Annotated in this window: 10 protein-coding genes; 5 read left to right on the top strand and 5 right to left on the bottom strand. The window is 42.9% G+C overall.

Features of this window, described 5'->3' with window-relative positions; all coding sequences use genetic code 11:
* The first annotated feature begins 272 nt into the window (after window positions 1-272).
* Window positions 273-2,861 (top strand): DNA mismatch repair protein MutS, encoded by a 2,589-nt coding sequence (gene mutS / locus BWI44_RS08420; protein ID WP_195208678.1) that lies wholly within the window; start codon window positions 273-275, stop codon window positions 2,859-2,861.
* A gap of 53 nt (window positions 2,862-2,914) precedes the next feature.
* On the opposite strand, the gene BWI44_RS08415 is transcribed toward mutS, so the two are convergent.
* Complete coding sequence (locus BWI44_RS08415; RefSeq protein WP_195208588.1) at window positions 2,915-6,976, bottom strand: hybrid sensor histidine kinase/response regulator transcription factor; 4,062 nt, start codon at window positions 6,974-6,976, stop codon at window positions 2,915-2,917.
* Window positions 6,977-7,134: 158 nt separating this feature from the next.
* Between BWI44_RS08415 and BWI44_RS08410 the strand changes: the two genes are divergently transcribed.
* Window positions 7,135-8,394, top strand: a complete 1,260-nt coding sequence (locus BWI44_RS08410) for a glycoside hydrolase family 76 protein (protein ID WP_229036091.1) — start codon at window positions 7,135-7,137, stop codon at window positions 8,392-8,394.
* Here BWI44_RS08410 and BWI44_RS08405 read toward each other — a convergent pair.
* A complete protein-coding gene (locus BWI44_RS08405) occupies window positions 8,384-10,333 on the bottom strand; it encodes a glycoside hydrolase family 97 protein (protein WP_138291454.1) in 1,950 nt (649 codons plus the stop codon). The genes BWI44_RS08410 and BWI44_RS08405 overlap by 11 nt on opposite strands.
* A 198-nt stretch (window positions 10,334-10,531) precedes the next feature.
* Between BWI44_RS08405 and BWI44_RS08400 the strand changes: the two genes are divergently transcribed.
* Window positions 10,532-14,155 (top strand): beta-sandwich domain-containing protein, encoded by a 3,624-nt coding sequence (locus BWI44_RS08400; RefSeq protein ID WP_394368898.1) that lies wholly within the window; start codon window positions 10,532-10,534, stop codon window positions 14,153-14,155.
* Window positions 14,156-14,349: 194 nt separating this feature from the next.
* Here BWI44_RS08400 and BWI44_RS08395 read toward each other — a convergent pair whose 3' ends face one another.
* From BWI44_RS08395 to BWI44_RS08385, 3 genes are read right to left on the bottom strand one after another with little or no spacing between them, the layout of a single operon-like run.
* Window positions 14,350-16,854 carry a glutaminase domain-containing protein gene (locus BWI44_RS08395; protein WP_117707267.1) on the bottom strand — a complete coding sequence of 835 codons (2,505 nt, stop codon included), beginning with the start codon at window positions 16,852-16,854 and terminating at the stop codon, window positions 14,350-14,352.
* 21 nt (window positions 16,855-16,875) lie between these two features.
* The gene (locus BWI44_RS08390; RefSeq protein ID WP_044532791.1) at window positions 16,876-18,339 is read right to left on the bottom strand and encodes a glycoside hydrolase family 125 protein; all 1,464 of its coding nucleotides are present in this window, start codon (window positions 18,337-18,339) and stop codon (window positions 16,876-16,878) included.
* A 32-nt stretch (window positions 18,340-18,371) separates the two neighbouring features.
* Window positions 18,372-19,574, bottom strand: a complete 1,203-nt coding sequence (locus BWI44_RS08385; protein WP_044532793.1) for a glycoside hydrolase family 76 protein — start codon at window positions 19,572-19,574, stop codon at window positions 18,372-18,374.
* 411 nt (window positions 19,575-19,985) lie between these two features.
* Here BWI44_RS08385 and BWI44_RS08380 point away from each other — a divergent pair, with 411 nt between their 5' ends.
* Entirely contained in the window at window positions 19,986-21,293 is a 1,308-nt protein-coding gene (locus tag BWI44_RS08380) for an AAA family ATPase (RefSeq protein WP_044532790.1), read from the top strand.
* Entirely contained in the window at window positions 21,268-22,056 is a 789-nt protein-coding gene (locus BWI44_RS08375) for a hypothetical protein (RefSeq protein ID WP_195208586.1), read from the top strand. The genes BWI44_RS08380 and BWI44_RS08375 overlap by 26 nt, the downstream gene beginning before the upstream one ends.
* Window positions 22,057-22,067: the final 11 nt, after the last annotated feature.

The following is a 22,067-nucleotide window of genomic DNA, read 5'->3' as shown; positions in this document are numbered from 1 at the left end:
AACCTTAAATCTAATACTATGAAAAACACAGTGCAAAGATACGGACTTTTGGGATATCTGCAAATAAAACAAATAAAAAAGAGTGTTTTATAACATGTTTTAGTAAAAGCGTTGTTTTTGTTAAGGCTTACTAAGGATTTGAGCCCCCTCAGTACTTGTTTTCTAAAAAAGAATTATCTTTGCATGGCTGCGAAAATAAGCTGCACTTTTGCCTATTAATAAATTTATAAAGAACAACTACTGTGAGCGAAGAAGATATTGTCCTTACCCCGATGATGAAACAGTTCTTGGACCTGAAAGCCAAGCATCCTGATGCCGTTATGCTGTTTCGTTGCGGCGACTTCTATGAAACTTATTCTACCGATGCTGTTGTCGCAGCCGAAATCCTGGGAATTACTCTGACTAAGCGTGCCAATGGCAAAGGAAAGACTGTTGAAATGGCGGGATTCCCTCATCATGCATTGGATACGTATCTGCCTAAGCTTGTACGTGCAGGGAAGCGTGTGGCCATCTGTGATCAGTTGGAAGACCCGAAAATGACCAAGAAGCTGGTGAAGCGGGGCATTACGGAACTGGTAACTCCCGGTGTTTCCATCAATGATAATATACTGAATTACCGGGAAAATAACTTTCTGGCTGCCGTACACTTTGGTAAGGGAGCGTGCGGTGTGGCATTTCTCGATATATCTACGGGTGAGTTCCTCACAGCAGAAGGGCCTTTCGATTATGTAGACAAGCTATTGAATAACTTCGCTCCTAAAGAAGTGCTTTTTGAACGTGGAAAACGGGGTATGTTTGAGGGTAACTTTGGAAGTAAGTTTTTTACTTTTGAACTGGACGACTGGGTATTTACAGAGACCACTGCCCGTGAGAAACTTCTGAAGCATTTTGAAACGAAGAATCTGAAAGGTTTTGGTGTAGAGCATCTCAAGAATGGTATTATTGCTTCGGGAGCTATCCTGCAATATCTCATTATGACGCAGCATACCCAGATAGGACATATCACTTCTTTGGCACGTATTGAAGAAGATAAATACGTCCGTTTGGATAAGTTCACCGTTCGCAGCCTTGAACTGGTGGGTAGCATGAACGATGGCGGCAGTAGCCTGCTGAACGTGATTGATAAGACTATCAGCCCTATGGGAGCCCGTTTGCTGAAACGTTGGCTGGTGTTTCCGTTGAAAGATGTGTTGCCTATCAATGAACGTCTGAATGTGGTGGAATACTTCTTCCGTCAGCCGGATTTCAAGGAACTGATCGAAGAACAGCTGCATCTGATAGGCGATCTGGAACGTATTATCTCTAAAGTGGCTGTAGGGCGTGTTTCTCCGCGTGAAGTAGTTGCGTTGAAGGTGGCTTTGCAGGCTATCGAACCTATCAAAGAAGCCTGTATGGAGGCGGATAACGCCAGTCTGAACCGTATCGGTGAACAACTGAATATCTGTAAGTCCATTCGCGACCGCATTGAAAAAGAGATTAATAATGATCCTCCGTTGCTGATAAACAAAGGTGGTGTCATGAAGTCGGGCGTTAGTGATGAATTGGATGAATTACGCCAGATAGCCTATTCCGGTAAAGATTATCTGCTACAGATACAGCAGCGGGAAAGTGAACTGACGGAAATTCCCAGCTTGAAGATCGGCTACAACAATGTGTTCGGTTATTATATAGAAGTCCGTAATACGCACAAAGATAAAGTTCCGCAGGAGTGGATACGTAAACAAACTCTGGCAAATGCCGAACGTTACATCACGCAGGAGCTGAAAGAGTATGAAGAGAAGATACTCGGCGCCGAGGATAAGATATTGATCCTGGAGACTCAGCTTTATACAGAACTTGTGCAAGCGTTAAGTGAGTTTATCCCTGCCATCCAGGTCAATGCAAACCAGATAGCACGTCTGGACTGCTTGCTTTCCTTTGCCAATGTGGCGCGTGAGAATAACTATATACGTCCTGTTATTGAAGATAACGATGTGCTGGATATTCGCCAGGGACGCCATCCGGTTATTGAGAAGCAACTTCCTATAGGGGAAAAATATATTGCCAATGATGTGATGCTGGATAGCAGTTCGCAACAAATCATTATCATTACCGGTCCGAATATGGCTGGTAAGTCTGCATTGTTGAGGCAAACGGCTCTGATAACGCTGTTGGCACAGATCGGTAGCTTCGTACCTGCCGAGAGTGCGCATATCGGTTTGGTGGATAAGATATTCACTCGTGTGGGTGCCAGCGATAATATTTCTGTTGGAGAATCTACATTTATGGTAGAGATGAATGAGGCAGCAGATATCCTGAATAACCTGTCTCCGCGCAGCCTGGTGCTCTTTGATGAGCTGGGACGAGGTACATCTACCTACGACGGTATTTCTATCGCCTGGGCGATTGTGGAGCATATCCATGAGCATCCTAAAGCCAAAGCACGTACATTGTTTGCTACGCACTACCATGAATTGAACGAAATGGAGAAGAGCTTCAAGCGTATCAAGAACTACAATGTTTCCGTTAAGGAGGTGGATAATAAAGTTATCTTCCTGCGTAAACTGGAACGTGGCGGCAGTGAACACTCTTTCGGTATCCATGTAGCAAAGATGGCGGGTATGCCGAAAAGCATTGTAAAACGTGCGAATGACATATTGAAGCAACTGGAAGCGGATAATCGCCAGCAAGGTATTGCAAGTAAGCCGATGGCGGAAGTGGGAGAAACGCGTGGCGGCATGCAGCTTAGTTTCTTCCAATTGGAAGATCCGGTCCTTTGCCAGATACGGGATGAGATATTGAATCTGGATGTGAATAATCTGACTCCGTTGGAGGCGTTGAATAAATTGAATGATATTAAGAGGATTGTAAAAGGGAAATAGATCGTTTTCCTGAATTCAGGAAAACGATCAGGTTAAAATTTTAGGTTGCGCTTTTATAATAAAGACTTCTCTATCTTTACGTTATCCTTCTGCTGTTCTCTGTACTGTCGCGGCGGCATGCCGAAGCGTGAAGAGAACAACTTATAGAAGGTGCCGCGGTTATTGAACCCTGTCCGATCCATAATTTCTTCAATAGTGAAATTCTTGGTCAGTAACAAACGTTCGGCCATCGTAAGACGATATTCCTTGATGATATCAGCCGGTGACTTTTCGGTAATCGGTTTCAGTTTCCGGTAGAATTGACGGGTGCTGTATCCCAAATCACTGCTCAATAATTCGACGGACAAGTCGGGATTGGTGATGTTCTTCTCTATGGTTTCTATTACTTTATCCAGAAATTCCTGATCTTCCTTATGGATGCAGTTCCCATTTTCTACGGTGAAGGAACTGAATATGGAACTGTAATATTCTTTTAAGTCCGATTCGCGCTGAATCAATCGATAGACCACTTTTTCCAGGTATTTCACGTTGAAAGGCTTCGTTACGTATACTTCCGCACCGGCTTCAATACCTTTCACCTGATCGTCTTCGTGATGAAGTGCGGATAATAAAATAAGTGGAATATGGCTCCATAACTTATTCTGCTTGATTTTCTGGGCGAAAGAAAGTCCGTCTGTTTCAGGCATCATCACATCTGAGATAATCAGATCCGGTTGTTTTTGTTCCAGGTTAGCCAGAGCCTCTTGGGCGCTGCCGAAAGATAGTACATTGTATTTATCTACAAATATTTCCGAAACAAACCACAGCATGGAAGGATCGTCATCAATAATCATAATTGTGTGTTTCGAACTATCGAATTTCTTAATGGTCTGTTCTAACTCTATAGATTCTGTATTAGTATTTATAGGTGTTGTTTCATATTCTTTCCGGGACATATCTGCCTCTTGTTGGCTTGGTGATAGTTCCGGTAAAGTAACTGTAAATGTCGTTACTTCGTTTTGGATACTGCTGACATTGATTTCTCCGTTCAACAAAGTAGTCATGCTTTTGCAAATAGCCAATCCGAGACCGTTTCGTGAATTCTTCCCATTCATCTCAAAGGAATCCAATATCTTGTAGCGGTCGAATATCTTCGAAAGGTTTTCTTTCGCTATACCTTTTCCGGAATTGGATATGCTAAGGGTCAGATGTTGATTCTCTGTCTTCAGGCTAACGGTAATAGTGCCTTCTTCCGGAGTATATTTAAAGGCATTGGAGATCAGGTTATTGGCTATCTTGTTGAAACAACTGATATCCGTATTCCATTCAATATCCGGTTCGATATCCAATTGATAATTCAAGTTCTTATTCTCGGCCAGTTCACAGAATGATTCTGCAATATTCCGGAGCTTGTCCGATACCGGTAATCTTTGGATGGAAAGTGCCTTATGGCCGGTTTCCAGCCTACGGAATTCAAGCAATTCCAGAATCAAGCTATTCAGTTTCTCCGTATTCTGCTGTATCATCTTTCCGTATTTGCGGATATATGAGTCTGATTGCGGGTAAGCAAGTATCTTTTCGCATGGACCGTAAATCAGTGTGAGCGGTGTACAGAACTCGTGTGTAATGTTGGTAAAGAAGCGAAGTTTGGATTCGTAAACTTCTTCTTTCTTTTCCCGGTTCAGCTTTTCGATGATGCGGTGTTGTTTCCGACGGTATTGACCGATAATCCTGTAGACAGCAAGAATACAGAGCAAAGCTATGATTATGAAATAGAAGATATATGCCCAGGTACTTAAATACCATGGTGGAGTGATCTGAATCAGAAGAGTCTGAGGTTCAGACTCTTTCCCATTCATGTTATTTCTGTATTTTACTAACAGCCTATATTGTCCGGGTGGAAGATTGGAAAATACGGCACTGGCTGACGTTCCACTTTCTATCCACTGGTTACTAACCTCATCCAGTTTGTAAGAATAAGAATAGTTGTTGCCGTTTATGTAATCGACTGCCATAAAATTAATGCAAAAGAAATTCTGGCTGTAGTCCAGTTGGAGTATTTCCTTTTCTTTCTTTTTATAAAGAAAGTCATATATATTATATTCTTTTCCGAAGATAGACAATCCTTTCAGGCTTATCTGAGGCATATAGTCTGCCATCCTGTATGTATTAGGCTTGATGGTTACAAAGCCGTTTGTACCTCCGAAGAATAAGGTTCCGGTTCGTAAGTCCTTATAAAAAGCTCCATCACTGAATTCAGTGACTTCCAGACCGTTTTGCCTGTCGTATGTCTGTCCGGTGTTTGTCTGCGGGTTGAACCTTACCAACCCTTGATTCGTACTGATCCAGAGATTGTTTTGCTGATCCTCTAAAATGCCGTGTACGGTGTTGTTTGAGAACAGGTCTGCCCGGTCATGCCGATGAGAGTAATTCTGATTCAAATGTAGCAATCCTGAACTGGTGCCTAACCAATATCCCTTTTCATTTTTGTAAATAGCGAATATATCATTGGCAGTCTGACTTTTCACAACATCATCAAACTTGTAGGGAGTCATTTCACCGGTTTCTACATTGAGCCGGTAAGCGCCGTAGCCACGATTACCAAACCAGAGTATGGAGTCACTTTCCTGGAAAGAGGTAAAGAAGTAATTGGATGCCATGCGCCCTTTATCCAGAACAATCCTGGTGGCTGATTTAACGGCTGGCGAGCTTCCGGTATTATTCAGAATTACCTTTACGATACCCTCACCAACGGTAGATACCCATAAAGTAGTATCATTCAGTTCATTGATAGAATGTACGTATTTCACTTTCTTATTGTCGGCAACGACTGGGAACTCTTTTAGTTGTTTGCTTTTGTACGAATAATAATTAATGCCGTTTTCGGTACCTATCCATAGTTTGCCTGTAGTGCTGGGAGCAAAACAATAAACGGCATTATCAGTCAGCGTACTGTTAGCAGCAGAAATACGGTTGAATGAAGTTAGCGACTCCTTATCAGGAGAATAATTATTGATACGTACTATGCCACCTCCTTTAGTTCCTATCCATAATGTTTGTTCCTCATCACAGTAAAGTGCGCGTATGGGGTTGTTAATCTGGTAAGCAGGGGTATCCAGCAGCGTGTTTGTTATGGAAAAAGCATCGTTAAAGTACATATATACGCCTTGACCGTCTGTTCCTATCCATACGATATCCTGAAACTTATCTTTCATCAGGCAGAAGATTCCCGAATGTATTTCGGTGGATTGCATCTGGTACTTCACTTTCTGGTCGGCCATGTATTTTAATAGAATCAGTCCGCTGCTTTTGAAGCCGATGTAATAGTCGTTCTGTTGCTTGATAATAGAAGATACCTCTCCACGTGACTCGATTTCGGTTTTAAGGTCGGCTATATAGTACTCTTGTTGATTGTTGAAATTATATTCGTATAACGAGTAAGTATCGTCAATGAAATAGACTAAGTGATCTTCTGCAAAAGCCCATAGCAGTTTTCCGTCATGCTTGAACAGATTGTTAGGAGTTAGGGTTACTCCCTGCTCTGTTTTATGAATCTGGTAGCTACGGGTATCATGATCCGATGTGAAGATCCAGAGAATATTATTTTCATCGACAATCGTGGATAATACATGTTCAAAAGCGACTGGCGGAACTTCCAACTTCCGGAAAGCTTGTTTTTCCCGTTGGTAATGATAAAGATATCCGTCATCTTTCACGATGAAGAGTTCGTTATCGTCACTTTTAGTGATGTAGTTATTGTCTTTGAAGTCCGGGAAACTTTGGCAGATTTGCTGTTTGGTGTCCAACCTGTCCAATCCGTAATTGGTTTGTATCCACAATACGTTCTCTTCGGCTTCCATGATATGGTTGATCAGATTTCCCGAAAGCAATGTTTCTGAAGAATAGACTGGGGTATATACCTGTATGCGGGTGCCATCGAAAACATTCAGACCGTCACATGAACCGATCCAGATGACTCCTTGATGATCTTGGTGAAGAGACAGGATAGCACTATTGGATAGTCCGTTTTTATTGGAGAACTGTCGTAGGCTATATGCGTAATTCGCCAAAGGGAAACAACATATAAAGCATGAAAGCAACCATATAAACCGGAATATTTTGTGGATGTTTCTCATATTCATATATTCGTTAGACGTCACAAAGATAAGGAATAATGGCAGGATATTGTCTTATAGTCGGACTTTTATGTCCAAAGTCTGTATATCTTTTCTTATGGAGAACGCTTAATTTTGCATCAGAAAATTAGTACTATAAATTTAGAAAACAGATCGATATGATAAGAGTCTCTTTGGGAGTGGCAATGATTTTATTGCTGACATCGACTGCTATATGCAAGGCAGAGGATTTCAGAAAGAAAACAGATCAGACATCCGGGTATACTCAGAAAGAAGTCTGGATGGCTTATGACGGATTTAATAAAACCTTTCTGGATTCAAACAAATATATCTATAAAACGGATACCTCCTTCGAACAGGCGGTTGACCGCGGTAATGGTGCCGCAGCTATCTGGTGCCAGCCCATTTATTGGGAAATGGCTATGAATGCATATAAGCTGGCTAAGTCGGAGAAAGATAAAAGGAGAACTAAAGAGATGAAAAAGCTTTGTGAGAAGATTTTTGCTGGAAACAAAGCACATTATGCACATTTTGATTTTGATGATAATAATGAAAACACAGGTTGGTTCATTTATGATGATATAATGTGGTGGACTATTGCTCTGTCGCGTGCCTATGAGCTATTTGGGGAGGAAGAATATCTTCGACTGGCAGAAGCCAGTTTTAAGCGGGTATGGTATGGCTCGGATAAGGTAGGAGACACAGGATCTTATGATGAAGAGGATGGAGGTATGTTCTGGCAATGGCAACCTATACGGAATCCTAATCCCAATAAACCCGGAGATGGAAAGATGGCCTGTATCAATTTTCCCACTGTAGTAGCCGCCCTGACTCTCTATAACAATGTACCGGAAGGAAGACCGGAGCAAACCGGACAAATTCCTGAATGCCAGTCAAAGAGCCAATATCTGGCGAAGGGCAAAGAGATTTATGAATGGGGAGTTGAGAATCTGTTGGATCAGAAAACGGGTCGCGTTGCCGATAGCCGTCATGGCAAGGGTGCTCCGAATTGGAAAGCACATGTTTATAATCAGGCTACTTTTATCGGAGCCTCCGTTTTATTGTATAAAGCTACAGGTGAAAAACGCTATCTGGATCATGCGCTCCTGGCAGCTGACTATACTTTCAATGAGATGTCTTCTGCGGAATATATACTACCTTTTGAGCATGGAATCGAGCAAGGTATTTATACTGCTATTTTTGCTCAGTACATTGCTATGTTGGTATATGATTGCGGACAGACTCAATATCTTCCATATCTGCACCGCAATATTTGTTCCGGTTGGTCCAACAGGGATGAAGTACGTGGCATTTGTGGCGGTGAGTATACCCAAGCACTGTCAACCGATGTAGTGGTTGACAGTTATTCCGCTTCAGGCATACCGGCGCTGATGCTTTTGTTCCCTGCTATTCGATAACAGCAACGAAACCGCCATTCCGTACAAGACGTATGCTGATTTTCTCTCCCTTTTTCAGCGTACGTTCTTTTTTGCGATAATCCATAGCCTGACGGCCGGCATTGATTCCATCTTCAAAAGAAGTCATACGATATGTTTTTCCTTCTTTTAAGAAGCTGAAGTCCAAATCGAAAGTTCTTTCTTTCTGCTGGTTGTTAGTCATGCCACCAATGTACCATTTGTCTCCTTTGCGTTTGGCAACAATGGCGTATTCACCGGCTTTAGCTTCCAGTGCGATGGTTTCGTCCCAAGTCTGTGGAACCTGAGTAATGAACCGGGTACATTCTTCGTTACGGTAATAAAGTGTCGGATTGTCTGCCATCATCTGGAGTCCGCTTTCAAAGATGACGAACAGGGCCATCTGATAAGCGCGTGTACCTATGCTGGCGGAATTAGGACGTTCGCAACGATATACTTCCGGTTGCATGCTGAACATGGCTCCGGGGGTATAATCCATCGGACCCACTGCATTTCTCATGAAAGGCAGGTAAACACTGTTATCCGGTTTACATCCGCCCATTTGTTCCATACCTCTTACGCCTTCATACGACAGTACGTTAGGATACTTATATTCTAACCCGGCCGGTTTGAATGAACCATGGAAATCAACAAATAAATGATGTTTTGCGGCTTCCTTAGCCACTTTTTCATAGTAGTTAACCATCCATTGGTCACTCCGATCCATAAAGTCGATTTTGACGCCTTTTATTCCCCAATTTTCAAAAGTTCCAAAAAGCTCGAAGTTATTCTCTACTGCCAGCCATGTCAGCCAAAGTACAATGCCTACATTTTTCTCTTTGCCATAACGGATAAGTTCATGCAGGTCTACGTCCGGGTTGGGAGTATACGGATCTTTTGTAGATTTTGCCCAGCCTTCGTCCATGATGATATAGGGCACTCCGTAACGGGAGGCAAAGTCGATGAAGTACTTGTAGGTGTTCAGATTACATCCGGCTACAAAGTTTACGTCCGGACCGTAAGGAGTGGCACCATTCCACCATTCCCAACTGGCTAATCCGGGCTTAATCCAGGATGCGTCTTCCAATAGATTCTTGTCTGCCAGCTTATAGGTCATCGTATTTTCTATCAGTTGCCTGTCATCCTTGCTGATGACGAAGTAACGCCAGGGAAAATCACGTTTTCCATTCGTCTTGGCTATATAATCCGCTTCTTTGAGAATCTTCAGGCTCCGGTCTCCATCTTCTCCGAATTCCACCGGTACCTTCGGAAACACGGAATACATTCCATTGTTATTATTGCTTTTGAGGAATAGGGCAGGATAGTCCGTCAGATTCGATTCACTGATCAGGATCTTATAGCCTTTTTGTGTATCGATCAGGATGGGCAATAAAGCCATCTTGTCGGTTTCTTTCCAATCTTTGCTTTGTATGTGTTGATAGGCTTCTTCATAAGCTGTTTTGAAGCTACCCGGTTGTTGGGTATGGAGTAAGTAATTATCCGGGAAATGCACTTGGAATGTCTCATTCTTTACCTCAACAATTCCTTTTTTGTTGATGATGAAACGATAGGCAAGTCCGTCATTAAAGGCACGGAATTCCACAGAATAATCTCCCTTGAATTTCAATATGAGCTGATTGTAATTGTTGGAGACGGTTGAATACTTAAGTGGTACAATAGGGGTTAATTCTTCCTGAATGCTTTTGGAGGTTGCTTTTAGCAGTTTGGGGTTAGCCCCCAATTGCAGGTTGCCTATTTCCAATTGCAGGTTGCCTTTTTCCAGTAATGTTTCATTCTGGTAGGTAATGTCGTAGTCGATTTTATCCGAAAGACTGATGGATATACCGATATTCTTATCCGGGGATGACAACTTATATATCTTTTGGCTATGGCCATATAAAGATACACAAAATGCACAAAGTAACAACAGGTGTTTTTTCATGGTAAATAATTGTTTTATGTTTCGGTGTAAAAGTACTGCGTTGTGTAGATTATCCTTTATGTATTCGTGACATTTATGTGTTTTTTTTGCGACATTCGGGCTTTATATACAATAATGTCATATATCCGTATACCGGATGACCTCATGACGCCCTATCTTTACCTCACACTAAAAACATTAAATGCGAATGCTATGAATTTGAAACAATCTCTTATGGTATGTGGTGCTTTTCTGGCACTGACAAACGGAGTCGTTTCAGCCCAGACTACTGCTACGAAAACGGCAAAAGTATATACTGTGGCTGATGCTCATCTGGATACCCAATGGAATTGGGATGTGCAAACCACCATTAAAGAATATGTGTGGAACACATTAAACCAGAACCTGCTTCTACTGAAGCAATATCCCAATTATATTTTTAATTTTGAAGGAGGTGTAAAGTATGCCTGGATGAAGGAATTTTATCCCCGGGAATACGAATTGTTGAAGGAGTACATCAAAGAAGGGCGTTGGCACATTTCCGGTAGTAGCTGGGATGCCAATGATGCTTTAGTTCCTTCCACCGAATCCTTCATCCGTAACATTATGCTGGGTCAGGAATACTACCGGAAGGAATTCGGGGTGGAGAGTACCGATATTTTTCTTCCCGACTGTTTCGGTTTCGGCTGGACTTTACCCACTATTGCCGCTCATTGTAGTCTGATAGGTTTCTCCTCTCAAAAGCTGGACTGGCGTGTACATCCTTTCTTTGGAAAGAGTAAACATCCTTTCACCATTGGAGTGTGGAAAGGAATAGATGGTTCTTCTATCATGCTGGCTCATGGTTACGGCTATGGTAAAAGATGGAATGATGTAGATTTATCTGAAAATAAAGAGCTGATGGAATTAGCGGAGCGTACCCCTTTGAAAACTGTTTACCGTTATTATGGAACAGGTGACATCGGCGGTTCACCTACTATTGGTTCCGTACGTTCCGTAGAGAAAGGCGTGAAGGGTAATGGTCCATTGCAAATTATAAGTGCTACGAGCGACCAGTTGTTCAAGGATTATCAGCCTTACAAAGAACATCCTGAACTTCCTATGTACGATGGTGAACTATTGATGGACGTACATGGTACCGGATGTTATACTTCGCAAGCGGCTATGAAACTCTATAACCGCCAGAACGAACTTCTGGGTGATGCAGCCGAACGTGCGGCAGCAGGTGCCGAGTGGCTGAATCTTGCAGATTATCCCGGTACTTTCCTGACTGATGCGTGGAAACGCTTTATATATCATCAGTTCCATGACGACCTGACGGGAACCAGTATTCCCCGTGCCTATGAATTCTCATGGAATGATGAATTAATTTCTCTTTCTCAATTCTCAGATGTGCTGACATCCTCGGTACGTGGCGTTGCCAGCCAACTGGATACCCGCGTAAAAGGTATTCCTGTAGTACTTTATAATCCGTTGGGCTTCTCTGCAAAGAGTGTGGTGGAAGTGGAAGTCAGTATGCCGCGCGCTCCCAAAGGCGTATCTGTTTTTGATGAGGCGGGAAAGAAAGTGGCTTCTCAATTGCTTTCTTATCAAAACGGGAAAGCAAATCTGCTGATTGATGCTGTGGTACCTCCGGTAGGTTATGCTGTATATGATGTCCGTACTTCCGGTGAAAAGGCTACAGAGCTCTCTGCACCGGTCCGTGAAGGCGAAAACTACCGGGTAGAAAACTCCGTATACAGTATGAAGCTGGATGCTAACGGAGATATCATTTCTTTGTTGGACAAGAAAAACGATAAAGAAATTGTGAAGCCCGGAAAGGCTATCCGTCTGGCTCTCTTTACGGAGAACAAATCTTATAGCTGGCCGGCTTGGGAGATTCTGAAAGAAACCATAGATAAAGAACCTATTTCCATTACGGATAAGAATGCTGAGGTTACACTGGTGGAAAACGGTCCGCTACGTAAAACAATCCGTATCAAGAAGCAGCATGATGAATCAGTTTTCTGCCAATACATCCGGCTTTATGAAGGAAGTCAGGCACCTCGTATCGATTTCTATAACGAAATAGAATGGCAGAGTACCAACGCCCTGCTGAAAGCAGAGTTTCCTCTGAACGTTTCTAATGAGAAGGCGACCTATGATTTGGGTATCGGCAGCATACAGAGAGGCAATAATGTCCCTACAGCCTATGAAGTATATGCACATTATTGGGCCGATCTGACCGACAAGAATGAAAGTTATGGAGTTTCTATATTGAATGACAGCAAATACGGATGGGATAAGCCCAATGACAATACGATTCGTCTCACGCTATTGCACACACCGGAAACAAAGCGAAACTATGCTTATCAGAATCGTCAGGATTTTGGTTTCCATAGCTTTACTTATAGCTTGATAGGTCATGACGGTAAGCTGGATAAAGCGGAAACCGTTCAGCAAGGAGAATTGTTGAATCAGCGTCTGAAGGCTTTCCAGACTGATAGTCATAAAGGTACATTAGGCAAAACTTTCTCTTTCGCTTCATCTGATAATCGGAATGTACTGCTTAAAGCATTGAAGAAAGCTGAAAGTTCTGATGAATATGTGGTACGTGTGTACGAAACTGAGGGTAAGCAGGAACAGAAAGCTACTCTGACTTTTGCCGGAGAGATAACCGCTGCTTGTGAAGCAGACGGAACGGAGAAGAAGATCGGTAATGCTTCATTCGCAGGAAACACCTTGCAGGTTTCTTTAAAACCCTATTCTGTCAAGACATTCAAGATCAAGTTGAAACCTTCCGGGTCAGTGGCTGCCACATTGGATTCAGAATATCTCGCGTTGAATTATAACCGTAAATGTGCTTCATGGAACGAATTCCGTAATGAAGGAAATTTTGAATCCGGCTATTCCTATGCAGCGGAACTGCTTCCTGAATCATTGACTGTGAATCAGATTCCTTTCAAGCTGGGTGAGAAAGATGCTGCCAACGGTATGACTTGTAACGGAGATACCCTGCAAATTCCTGTAGGCAAAGGATATAACCGTATTTATTTCCTTGCAGCTGCCACCGATGCGGATTATGAAGCTACCTTTACCACCGGTAAAACACAGCAGAAAGCCTTTGTCCCTTGTTATACCGGATTTATCGGTCAATGGGGACATACGAATCATACAGAAGGGTATTTGAAAGAAGCTGAAATAGCCTATGTAGGTACTCACCGCCATGGAGCTACCGAAGATCTTCCTTATGAATTTACCTATATGTTTAAGATAGGGGTAGATATTCCTAAGGGTGCCACTACGGTTATATTGCCTGCAAACGAAAAGATCGTTCTTTTTGCCGCTACTGCTGTAAAAGAAACAATGGAACCAGTGGAAGTAGCTACCCAATTATTCAGGACTGCCGTGAAAGGTTCAGTTACCATCAAGGAAGCTACCGTTCCCAAGGAGAACATCTTGAAAGAAGCCCATGTGATGGGTTGGTCAGGATATACGCGTGAAGGTGAACACCCCCGTCTGATGGTGGATGGAAATAGCGAAACAAAGTGGTGTGATACCAGTATATTACCCAACTACGTGGATTTCGACCTGGGTGAAAACAAGACTATCAGCGGCTGGAAATTACTCAATGCCGGACAAGAAAGCCAATCCTGGATTACAAGTGACTGCTTCCTACAGGTGAAAAATGCTGTTAACGAAGAATGGAAGACGGTAGACGGAATATTTGGTAACTCAGGTAACGAAGTATCCAGAAATCTTTCGCAGCCGATAGAAGCGCGTTATGTTCGTCTCTTGGTAACTAGACCGACACAAAGCAAAAATGGGAATGCAGTGCGTATCTATGAATTTAATGTGTATTAAATAAAGGCGTTTGAATTAAAATCCCCGGTATCCTTCTTCATGACGGGATATCGGGGATTTTCTATTTGAACCCTATCTGAAACATACTTGCTTCGTACCATTGCCGTACTTTCTCCACTCAGAGGTACCTCTGGATGGAGAAGGTACGGAGCAAGTGTGCTTCAGATAGGGCTCAGGTATGGTGCAGGAGATACTTATTTCTCCTGCATTTTGTCCATCAGTACTTTTATCCAGTAACCTCCGATTACAGAACGAGCCTTAAAACCAACCCAGGTACCTGTATCGGTATAGTGCCAGTCGTTCATTGGTACACGGGAGATTGTTTCATTGGCATATTTGTAAATGGGATCAATGAACTTTTCAAATGTAGCCTGGTCGGAAGCCATGGCGGCTGTCCACATAATCCAATCGGACTTGCTGTAAGTCTTGCGGTTATCCAGCGGCAGACCGTAAGCATTCTGTTTGGTCAGGTAATATTTGATTTCCTTTTCAGCAACACCGGGGAATAGGTTCAAATTCCACATCTTGTCCCATACCATATTATACTTCTGGCTCCAAGTGTTTTCACGGTCGAAAGCCAGACGGTAGTGGTCACCTTCACGTGCCATTTCTTCCCATTTTACGGCCATCTTCTTTGCAGTTGTTGCGTATCGGTCAGCAACATCATTCATGCCAAGCATACGTGCCATTTCGCTATAAGCGGCAACGCCCATGATTGCTTTTACGGACAGGTTGGTATTGTGTGCCCAGTGTCCGGCAAAGTCATCCGTACATAATTGGTTCTCAGGATTCTGCCCGTATTCTGCAAGATAGTCGGTCCAGATAGTCAATAGATCCCAGTACCGTTTGGCATAATTGGCATTGCCTTCTGCTTTGGCAATGGCTGCTGTCAGAATTACCATATTACCCCCTTCCTCAAGTGGCATATCACCGCCGTACACCTGACCGTTGGCTATGGGGTAGGTACCCAGGTCGTGAGCAGGGAACGGCTTATTCCAGCGTCCGCTTGCACTGTATTCGAAGATACTGGTCATCATTGCTTTTTGGAGGTCGGGATTATATATCAGGAACAAGGGAGCGGAAGGATAAGTCAGGTCAACCGTATTGACACATCCGTTGCTATTGTTTTCTTTAGAGAAGAACAGCAAATTGCCTTTTTCATCTTTAAACAGCTTATGGGCGGCAATCACCTGACGGTAAGCTAATGCGCAGAGTTCGGCATATTTGCGACCGCCAGCCTGTTCGGCATCATTCAGAATCATGGCATCGTAGGCACGGCAACGTTGCATGATGCTTTCATAATTTTCTTTGGCACGTTCGAATGCATCGAAGATACTTACTTTACCATCGTGTTTCCAGTAAGCCATACGACGCTGGTACATGTATTCGATGGAATAAATGTCGTCGTAACCTACCATCATGAATCCGGACTTTCCGGTTGCAGATACCATTCCCAAGTTGTCGGTGTATGCCATGGCAGGCATCAGTTTTGCCTGACGTGTGACGATCTCCCCTTTGCTGGGAAGTAACTTTCCGCTTGAGGCAAATGTCGATTTCATTTCATTGTAATCGCCCAAGCTGACTGCTGTGGTTGCATTCATATTGCCTGCAATATAAGCATACCCCCAGTCTATACAAATCAGGTCGCCTTTGTGGGCTGTGACAGGTTGGTCGATTGTTCCGGCCTGTATATAACTCAAACCATTGCGGCGGATCACTTTAGCAATTGTAGGTTGTATGGGTTTGTTTACTGCCAGTTGTGGAGTGGTTTCTATATATACCTGTACATCATGCTGTTTTTTGTCGATGGAGCGCACCTGATAAGAGATGTAGTTGACCGGAGTAGAGATGAGATCCAGATCGTCCAGCATCAAGGGGGCTGTAAACACGACATTCAGTTCTACCGGTCCGCAAGCGAATGTATAATAAGTCTGCGTGGGCAACACGGAAACAGATTTCTGTATGGCAAGATTTTCAAAGGCAGTCGTTTGGTTGTTAGGCACGAATAACCCGAAATCTACATAGGCGCCTCCGGTCGTATTGTGACAGTGGGCGGCAATTACATTTTTGCCTTTGCGAAGCTTCTTTTTGGTTTCAACAGTCAATTCCAAGAGTACGTTATCTCTCCAGCAATAATCTGTTGCTACCAAGCGTTCGCCATTCAGATAGAGTTCAAAGACATCATCATGCGAGTATTTCAGGTAGGCCGGACGGTTGCTCAGATCTTCGTTCAGGTTGAATTCACGACGTACCCAAATGTCCGGTTCACTTTTCCAAGGGGTTCCGATCATAGATCTGTCTGAACTTCCGAAAGCTGCTTTTCCGGCTTTCCAACCGTTGGCATTGTATTCGATGTCTGTCCAGTTTCCGGCGGGTTGTTGGAAGGTGTAGTTACCTTCCCATATTTCATCTTCAACCATTGGGAGTATAGCCTCCAACGTTTGTTTTCCCATGAAACGATATACTTTTCCGTCTACACGGACAGCTCCGATAAGCGGATGTTCGGTTCCGGTCCAGTGTTCGGTACTTCCTTCATTTAGTTTGTCGTAGGGTGACCAGATGGAAAGGTATGGATCGGAAGTAATCAGTGGCACAGATGGTGCACGAAGTTCCGTTTTCTGTACAGGTGTGAATAAGTCGGCTGCTTGTGATTGGCAGAACAGTCCGATTGCCAACATCGTTGTAAATAGACTTTTCATTTGTTTTTGCATCTTGTTTTTTTAAATACTATTCAGTAAATCCAGTTTTCCTTCGTTTACCAGTTTCAGAATCAATTCTCCGAAAAGTGTGTTTTGCCAGGCAAACCAGGCGCGGGTGAAGTTTGCCGGATCATCCTTATGGAAGGATTCGTGCATGAAACCTGTACCTGCATCTGTGTTTATCAGCATCCGGATACATTCTTTGATTTCCTGATCGTCTTGGCTGGTGAATGCCTTCATCATGATACTCATAGGCCATACCATATTGTAGCCGATGTGCGGGCCACCGATTCCTTCGCCGGCTTTTCCTTTGAAGAAATACGGATTGCTTTCACTCCATACGAAACGGCGGGTGTTCTGATAGATGGGATCGTTTACATCTACATCACCCAGATAAGGCATAGCGAGCAGGCTCGGTACATTGGCATCGTCCATCAGCATGTGATTGCCGAAGCCATCCACTTCGAAAGCATAAATAGTACCGAATTCCGGGTGGTTGTAAGTAGCATATTTCTTCAGTGCGGTTTCCACTTCATCGGCAAGTGCTGTACATTCTTGCGATAAGCTGTTGTTCTTGTTTACCGTTGAAAGAATTTCGGCCGCTTTTCTTAGAGAAGATACGGCAAAGAAATTAGATGGAACCAGATATTGGAAAGTGGTTGCATCATCGGATGGACGGAAGCAGGACACAATTAGTCCGACAGGATTGACAGGAGCACCCAGACCATCGTTGTTCAGGGTATCGAGAGCACGTTCCGTCTTGCGTTGGAACTTATAAGGACCTACACCATCCTTGCGTTGCTGTTCCTTGAACGTTTTCAGGATATTGGTAATCGCTTCAATCCAGGCTTGATCGAAGACACTGGCATCACCGGTTTCTTTCCAGTACTGATAGGCCAGGCGAAGCGGGTAGCAGAGTGAATCGATCTCCCACTTGCGTTCATGGAGTTCGGGCTTCATGTCTGTCAGGTCCGACATCCAACTGCCACCTACCGGACCATCATTATAAGCATTGGCATAAGGATCGATGTTGATGCACATAAACTGACGGCGGATTACACCTTCCAGCATCTTCTTCAGTTCCGGGTCTTGGTTGGCAAGTTGTACGTAAGGCCACACTTGTGCACCGGAATCACGTAACCACATGGCATGGATGTCACCGGTATAAACAAAAGTATCCGGTTTGCCATTCAAGAGACGATAGTGTACGGTGGTATCCAATGTGTTGGGGAAACAGTTTTCGAACATCCATGCCAGTTTGGCATTGGTCAGTAACTTCTTTACCCGCAGGATTTCCGCTTCTACTGCTTGTGATGTGTAGAGGCGGTTCTTTACTGCCGGACGATTTGTTTTGTAGGTAGCGGTTATTTGAGCATGATTTACGACTTTCGTGTTATCTTGCTTCAGAGCAGGCAGTGCTGCTTTGGCAGTGCCACTCATACATAATAGGGCAACTGCGCATAGGCCGATATTCTTCTTTTTCATATTCTTGAAGTATTGATATTTTATTAGTATGATTAGTATTGGATAGCTGCAAGGCGGGCATACATTTCTACCATGGCAGCTTGTGTGAGAAGCCATTTCCGTTCGTTCCTGTTATCACCGGTGAAGTCGGTGTTGAAAAGACCTTTCTCATCGCGGGCATGTTCCCAGGCGTGGTCCAGACTCTTATTGAAAGAATCCAGATAGGTTTTATTGTGGTCTATATGATAAAGCTCGATGAACCCCCTCAGCATGACGGCGGTAAACCATACATCTCCCTGTTTGATCATTCTGAATGCTTCGCCATGTTCCGGGGTATAGTCCGTAAAGAAGTAGTTATGGCATGCCTGAGCTATATTTTGTGCATCGGTCAGATACTCCTCTTTTCCGGTGAGTTGATATAGTAAAGAGGCGGATTGCATCATTTGTCCGCTGTTGTAGGCAAACTTGGCTTTACCTATTTTCCCATTCAGGGATATATTGTCAAAGTACAGGTAGTCTGTTGAGTCTTGTAATTGGGCTTGGGTCCATTTGTACAGTTGTTCCCCTTGCTTCAGGTAAGCACTATCCTGGGTAGCCTTAAAGAGTTTCAATGCGAGGACTGAGCCGGGAGCATTGGAACAGGTATTCTTGGATCCCTTCTTTTGTTCGCACCAGTAGATGCCACCACCTAAGTTATCATCCATGCCGCTTTCTATAAACTTCCAGATGAGTTTTGCTTTCTGAAGGTATTTATCTTCTTTAGTTGCTAAATAGGTGTCGGTGAAGTCAATGCCCAGCCAGACATTATCATCGTAGAAACGGTCGGATTGGGGAGCTGTGCGGATATAGGAAGCGTAAGCTTCGGGTGTTCTCTGGGTATCGAAATACTCTTCCAAGCCTATTAATACCTTCTTGTCGAGCAGTGATTTGTAGAGGGTATCTTGTGTAACCTCATATAAGGCACTTACTGCGGAGAAGGTGCCGGAATAAGGCCATAAGTAGGAATATTGGTTGGGTATATTCTTTTGTTCTTCGGATGCCAGATAGGTTGCGGTGTAGTCGCCAACATTCGAAGGATAATTTTCGCGAAGCAGGCATGTGCCGGGAGCAGAGTAGTTCTGGTATAGGGAATCCAATGTTTGCTTGGCCCGTGTCAGGGAGAGTTCATTGCCTACGACTACCTGTTTCCGGGTGTCGCAACCGGTCAGTGCGGCTATGCATACCAATAGCCCGAAGAATACTTGTTTTGAGTTCATCATTCTTAATTTAGATTGTTATTGGGTTAATATTTTGTTTCAGTCGGCAAAACTTTTTCTTAATATGCAAAGTTACTCGCCGACCTGTAAAACGATATACGATTTCGCGACATTAATGTACTAGAGAGAGGGAATGACACAAAAGGAGATAGATGTGTCATAAAAGCGTAAAGGAGAAAGGATAGGGGAAATCATGCGAAATGGAATCCCTGCGATTTTTTCTTTTTCTTCTACTTAGGGTGGAAAGGGAAGCTTCTCGTGCGAATAGGATTATCAAATTGACAGATTGGCAAAATGGTTGTATGGTTAAAGTTTAATGATGAAGTTTGAAAGAAAAGAATCTAATGAGTTTATCTATCAATTCAAATAAATACTCTATTTTTGTTGTGTTCAATGATTTGATGAAGACTTATGAGTAATTACAGATATACATTATCCGATTATAATGCGATTAAAGAAGCAGATATTGCTATTAATGGCATAACTGTGCTTGCCGGAGAAAATGGATGTGGAAAAAGTACATTGTCCCGTTGGCTTTATTATCTGATTAATGGTTTTAACAGGTTTGATGAGTTTGCTTATAACGACTTGTTGAAGCAGATACAAGATTGCTTGCGTAAACCGGATCGAGTGCGTAGGGATATAGTGAATCGAGGAGATGAGAATATCAATGTTACCTATAGCCGCTTGCTGGAGACCAGAGTTGTATATGGGGATATTGAAAGTCTTTTTCATGCGAGTTTGGATGTGTTAGCCTCTTTCCGGAAAGAGTTAGTAAGTTATATGAATAGTGGTGACAAGGGGAATAAAAATCGAATTCTGACATATCTTGCTATATCATTGGATGGAGGTATTACTTTGGATGATTACTGTGATGATTTAGAGAATATTGTTGCGGCTGCATACATCAATCTTTTAGATGACTTAAGGATGCATCCGGTTGGGAGATTACAAGGGTATATCTATGAATATCTGATTGAAGAAGGAATCTTTGATCCTCCTGCTTCTATTCAGTTATATGAAGACCAGATTCCTCTTTTGGCAGAACGGTGTTTCAGTATGCCTTATATGTTGCATAGAGCAATATATATTGATACCCCTATGGCATTAGCAGTAGAAGGATCAGAGTTAAATCATTGGAAAGACTTGGCGAATATGATGCTTAGCTCCGCGGGAACTAATATACCGGAGCGGAATAGACTTCTTTTAGCCCGGATAATGCGTTCCATTAATGGTAAGATTTCAGTGGATAAGGGATGGTTTAAGAATGACGAATTACATTATCATCGTACTGATGGATTGGATATCACGCTTGCGTCTACAGCCACCGGAATCAAGTCATTCGCTTACTTGCAACGTTTGCTTGAAAATGGATACTTGAATGAAGAGTCTCTTTTGCTTATTGATGAACCTGAGGCGCATCTTCATCCTCAATGGATTGTAGAATTTGCTCGTTTACTGGTGTTGCTTCATAAACAAGTAGGGCTCAAAATAATAGTTGCAAGCCATAATCCTGATATGGTATCTGCTATTCAGTCAATAGCCCGTAAAGAGGGCGTATTACAGAATACCTGTTTCTATCAGGCAGAGAGAGCTTCAGAAGATTCCATGCAGTATGTCTATAAGAACTTAGGCAGCGATATAAGTGAAATCTTTAAGTCATTCAATATTGCTATTTCACGTATACAGGATTATGGTTCAACTGGTCTGTCAGAATGATATTATAGTCAGCCACCCTTTTGCTTGTCATTGTCAGGCTACTTTGAATGATGTTGCTGCAAAAGATTATCAGAGAACGGGATGGTTCGATCCACGTATCACTTGTCTTTCATTGGATGACTATGAGGCTAAAGTACTTAAAGGGAGTAATGACTGTACAATGGATGCTGCCATTGGAATAGGTAATTATGCGAATAATCGTGTTACTACTTCCCGGTTGATGCTGGTAGAGTTGAGAATGGGGTATGATAATGTAGATAATTTAAGTGCATCCTCATTGGAAAATAAGATAAGCCATTCCGAAAATCTATTGTCGGGTCATCGTATAGACAAGAATAACTACTTTATCTTTAGAGACGGAGTGGCGGCTCAGGCTAAAAGCTGGGCGGAGCGAAAAAAGAAAGAAGGAGGAGTATGTCATGTATGGGTTGTCTTGTCTGTAGATGAGTTTAATCATCTGATTCAGTTTGTAGAAGATATGCCTTATGTACCAAATAATGATTTGGCACAGATAAGCAAAAGACTGACAGATTGTGTGACTAATAGAAATTGGAGAGGTTTATGTGAAGAAACGGACTACTGGCGGGAAAAGGCACTTTACTATAAACATAGATATGAATTGGCTGAGTTTGAAGCTATTCGTACTTTGTTGTTAGATACATGGTGTGCTATTGAACCTGATCAACTGGGTTTAAATATACTGTCGGATGATTACTGTTTTTTATGTATAGTCAAAGAAGATCTTTCTTGTTTGAATGTTTAGCAATGATAATA

It is taken from the genome of Bacteroides sp. Phil13, assembly GCF_001940965.1.
Classification (GTDB): Bacteria; Bacteroidota; Bacteroidia; order Bacteroidales; family Bacteroidaceae; genus Bacteroides; species Bacteroides intestinalis.
Note: the sequence above shows the minus strand (reverse complement) of the source record. Positions and strands in the feature narration are given on the sequence as shown.

Excerpts from the sequence above, each read along its gene's own strand:
- BWI44_RS08405 (WP_138291454.1), bottom strand. The coding sequence starts at position 10,333 with ATGAAAAAACACCTGTTGTTACTTTGTGCATTTTGTGTATCTTTATAT.
- BWI44_RS08385 (WP_044532793.1), bottom strand. The coding sequence starts at position 19,574 with ATGAACTCAAAACAAGTATTCTTCGGGCTATTGGTATGCATAGCCGCA.
- BWI44_RS08390 (WP_044532791.1), bottom strand. The coding sequence starts at position 18,339 with ATGAAAAAGAAGAATATCGGCCTATGCGCAGTTGCCCTATTATGTATG.
- BWI44_RS08375 (WP_195208586.1), top strand. The coding sequence starts at position 21,268 with ATGGTTCAACTGGTCTGTCAGAATGATATTATAGTCAGCCACCCTTTT.
- mutS (WP_195208678.1), top strand. The coding sequence starts at position 273 with ATGATGAAACAGTTCTTGGACCTGAAAGCCAAGCATCCTGATGCCGTT.
- BWI44_RS08415 (WP_195208588.1), bottom strand. The coding sequence starts at position 6,976 with ATGAGAAACATCCACAAAATATTCCGGTTTATATGGTTGCTTTCATGC.
- BWI44_RS08380 (WP_044532790.1), top strand. The coding sequence starts at position 19,986 with ATGAGTAATTACAGATATACATTATCCGATTATAATGCGATTAAAGAA.
- BWI44_RS08410 (WP_229036091.1), top strand. The coding sequence starts at position 7,135 with ATGATAAGAGTCTCTTTGGGAGTGGCAATGATTTTATTGCTGACATCG.
- BWI44_RS08395 (WP_117707267.1), bottom strand. The coding sequence starts at position 16,854 with ATGAAAAGTCTATTTACAACGATGTTGGCAATCGGACTGTTCTGCCAA.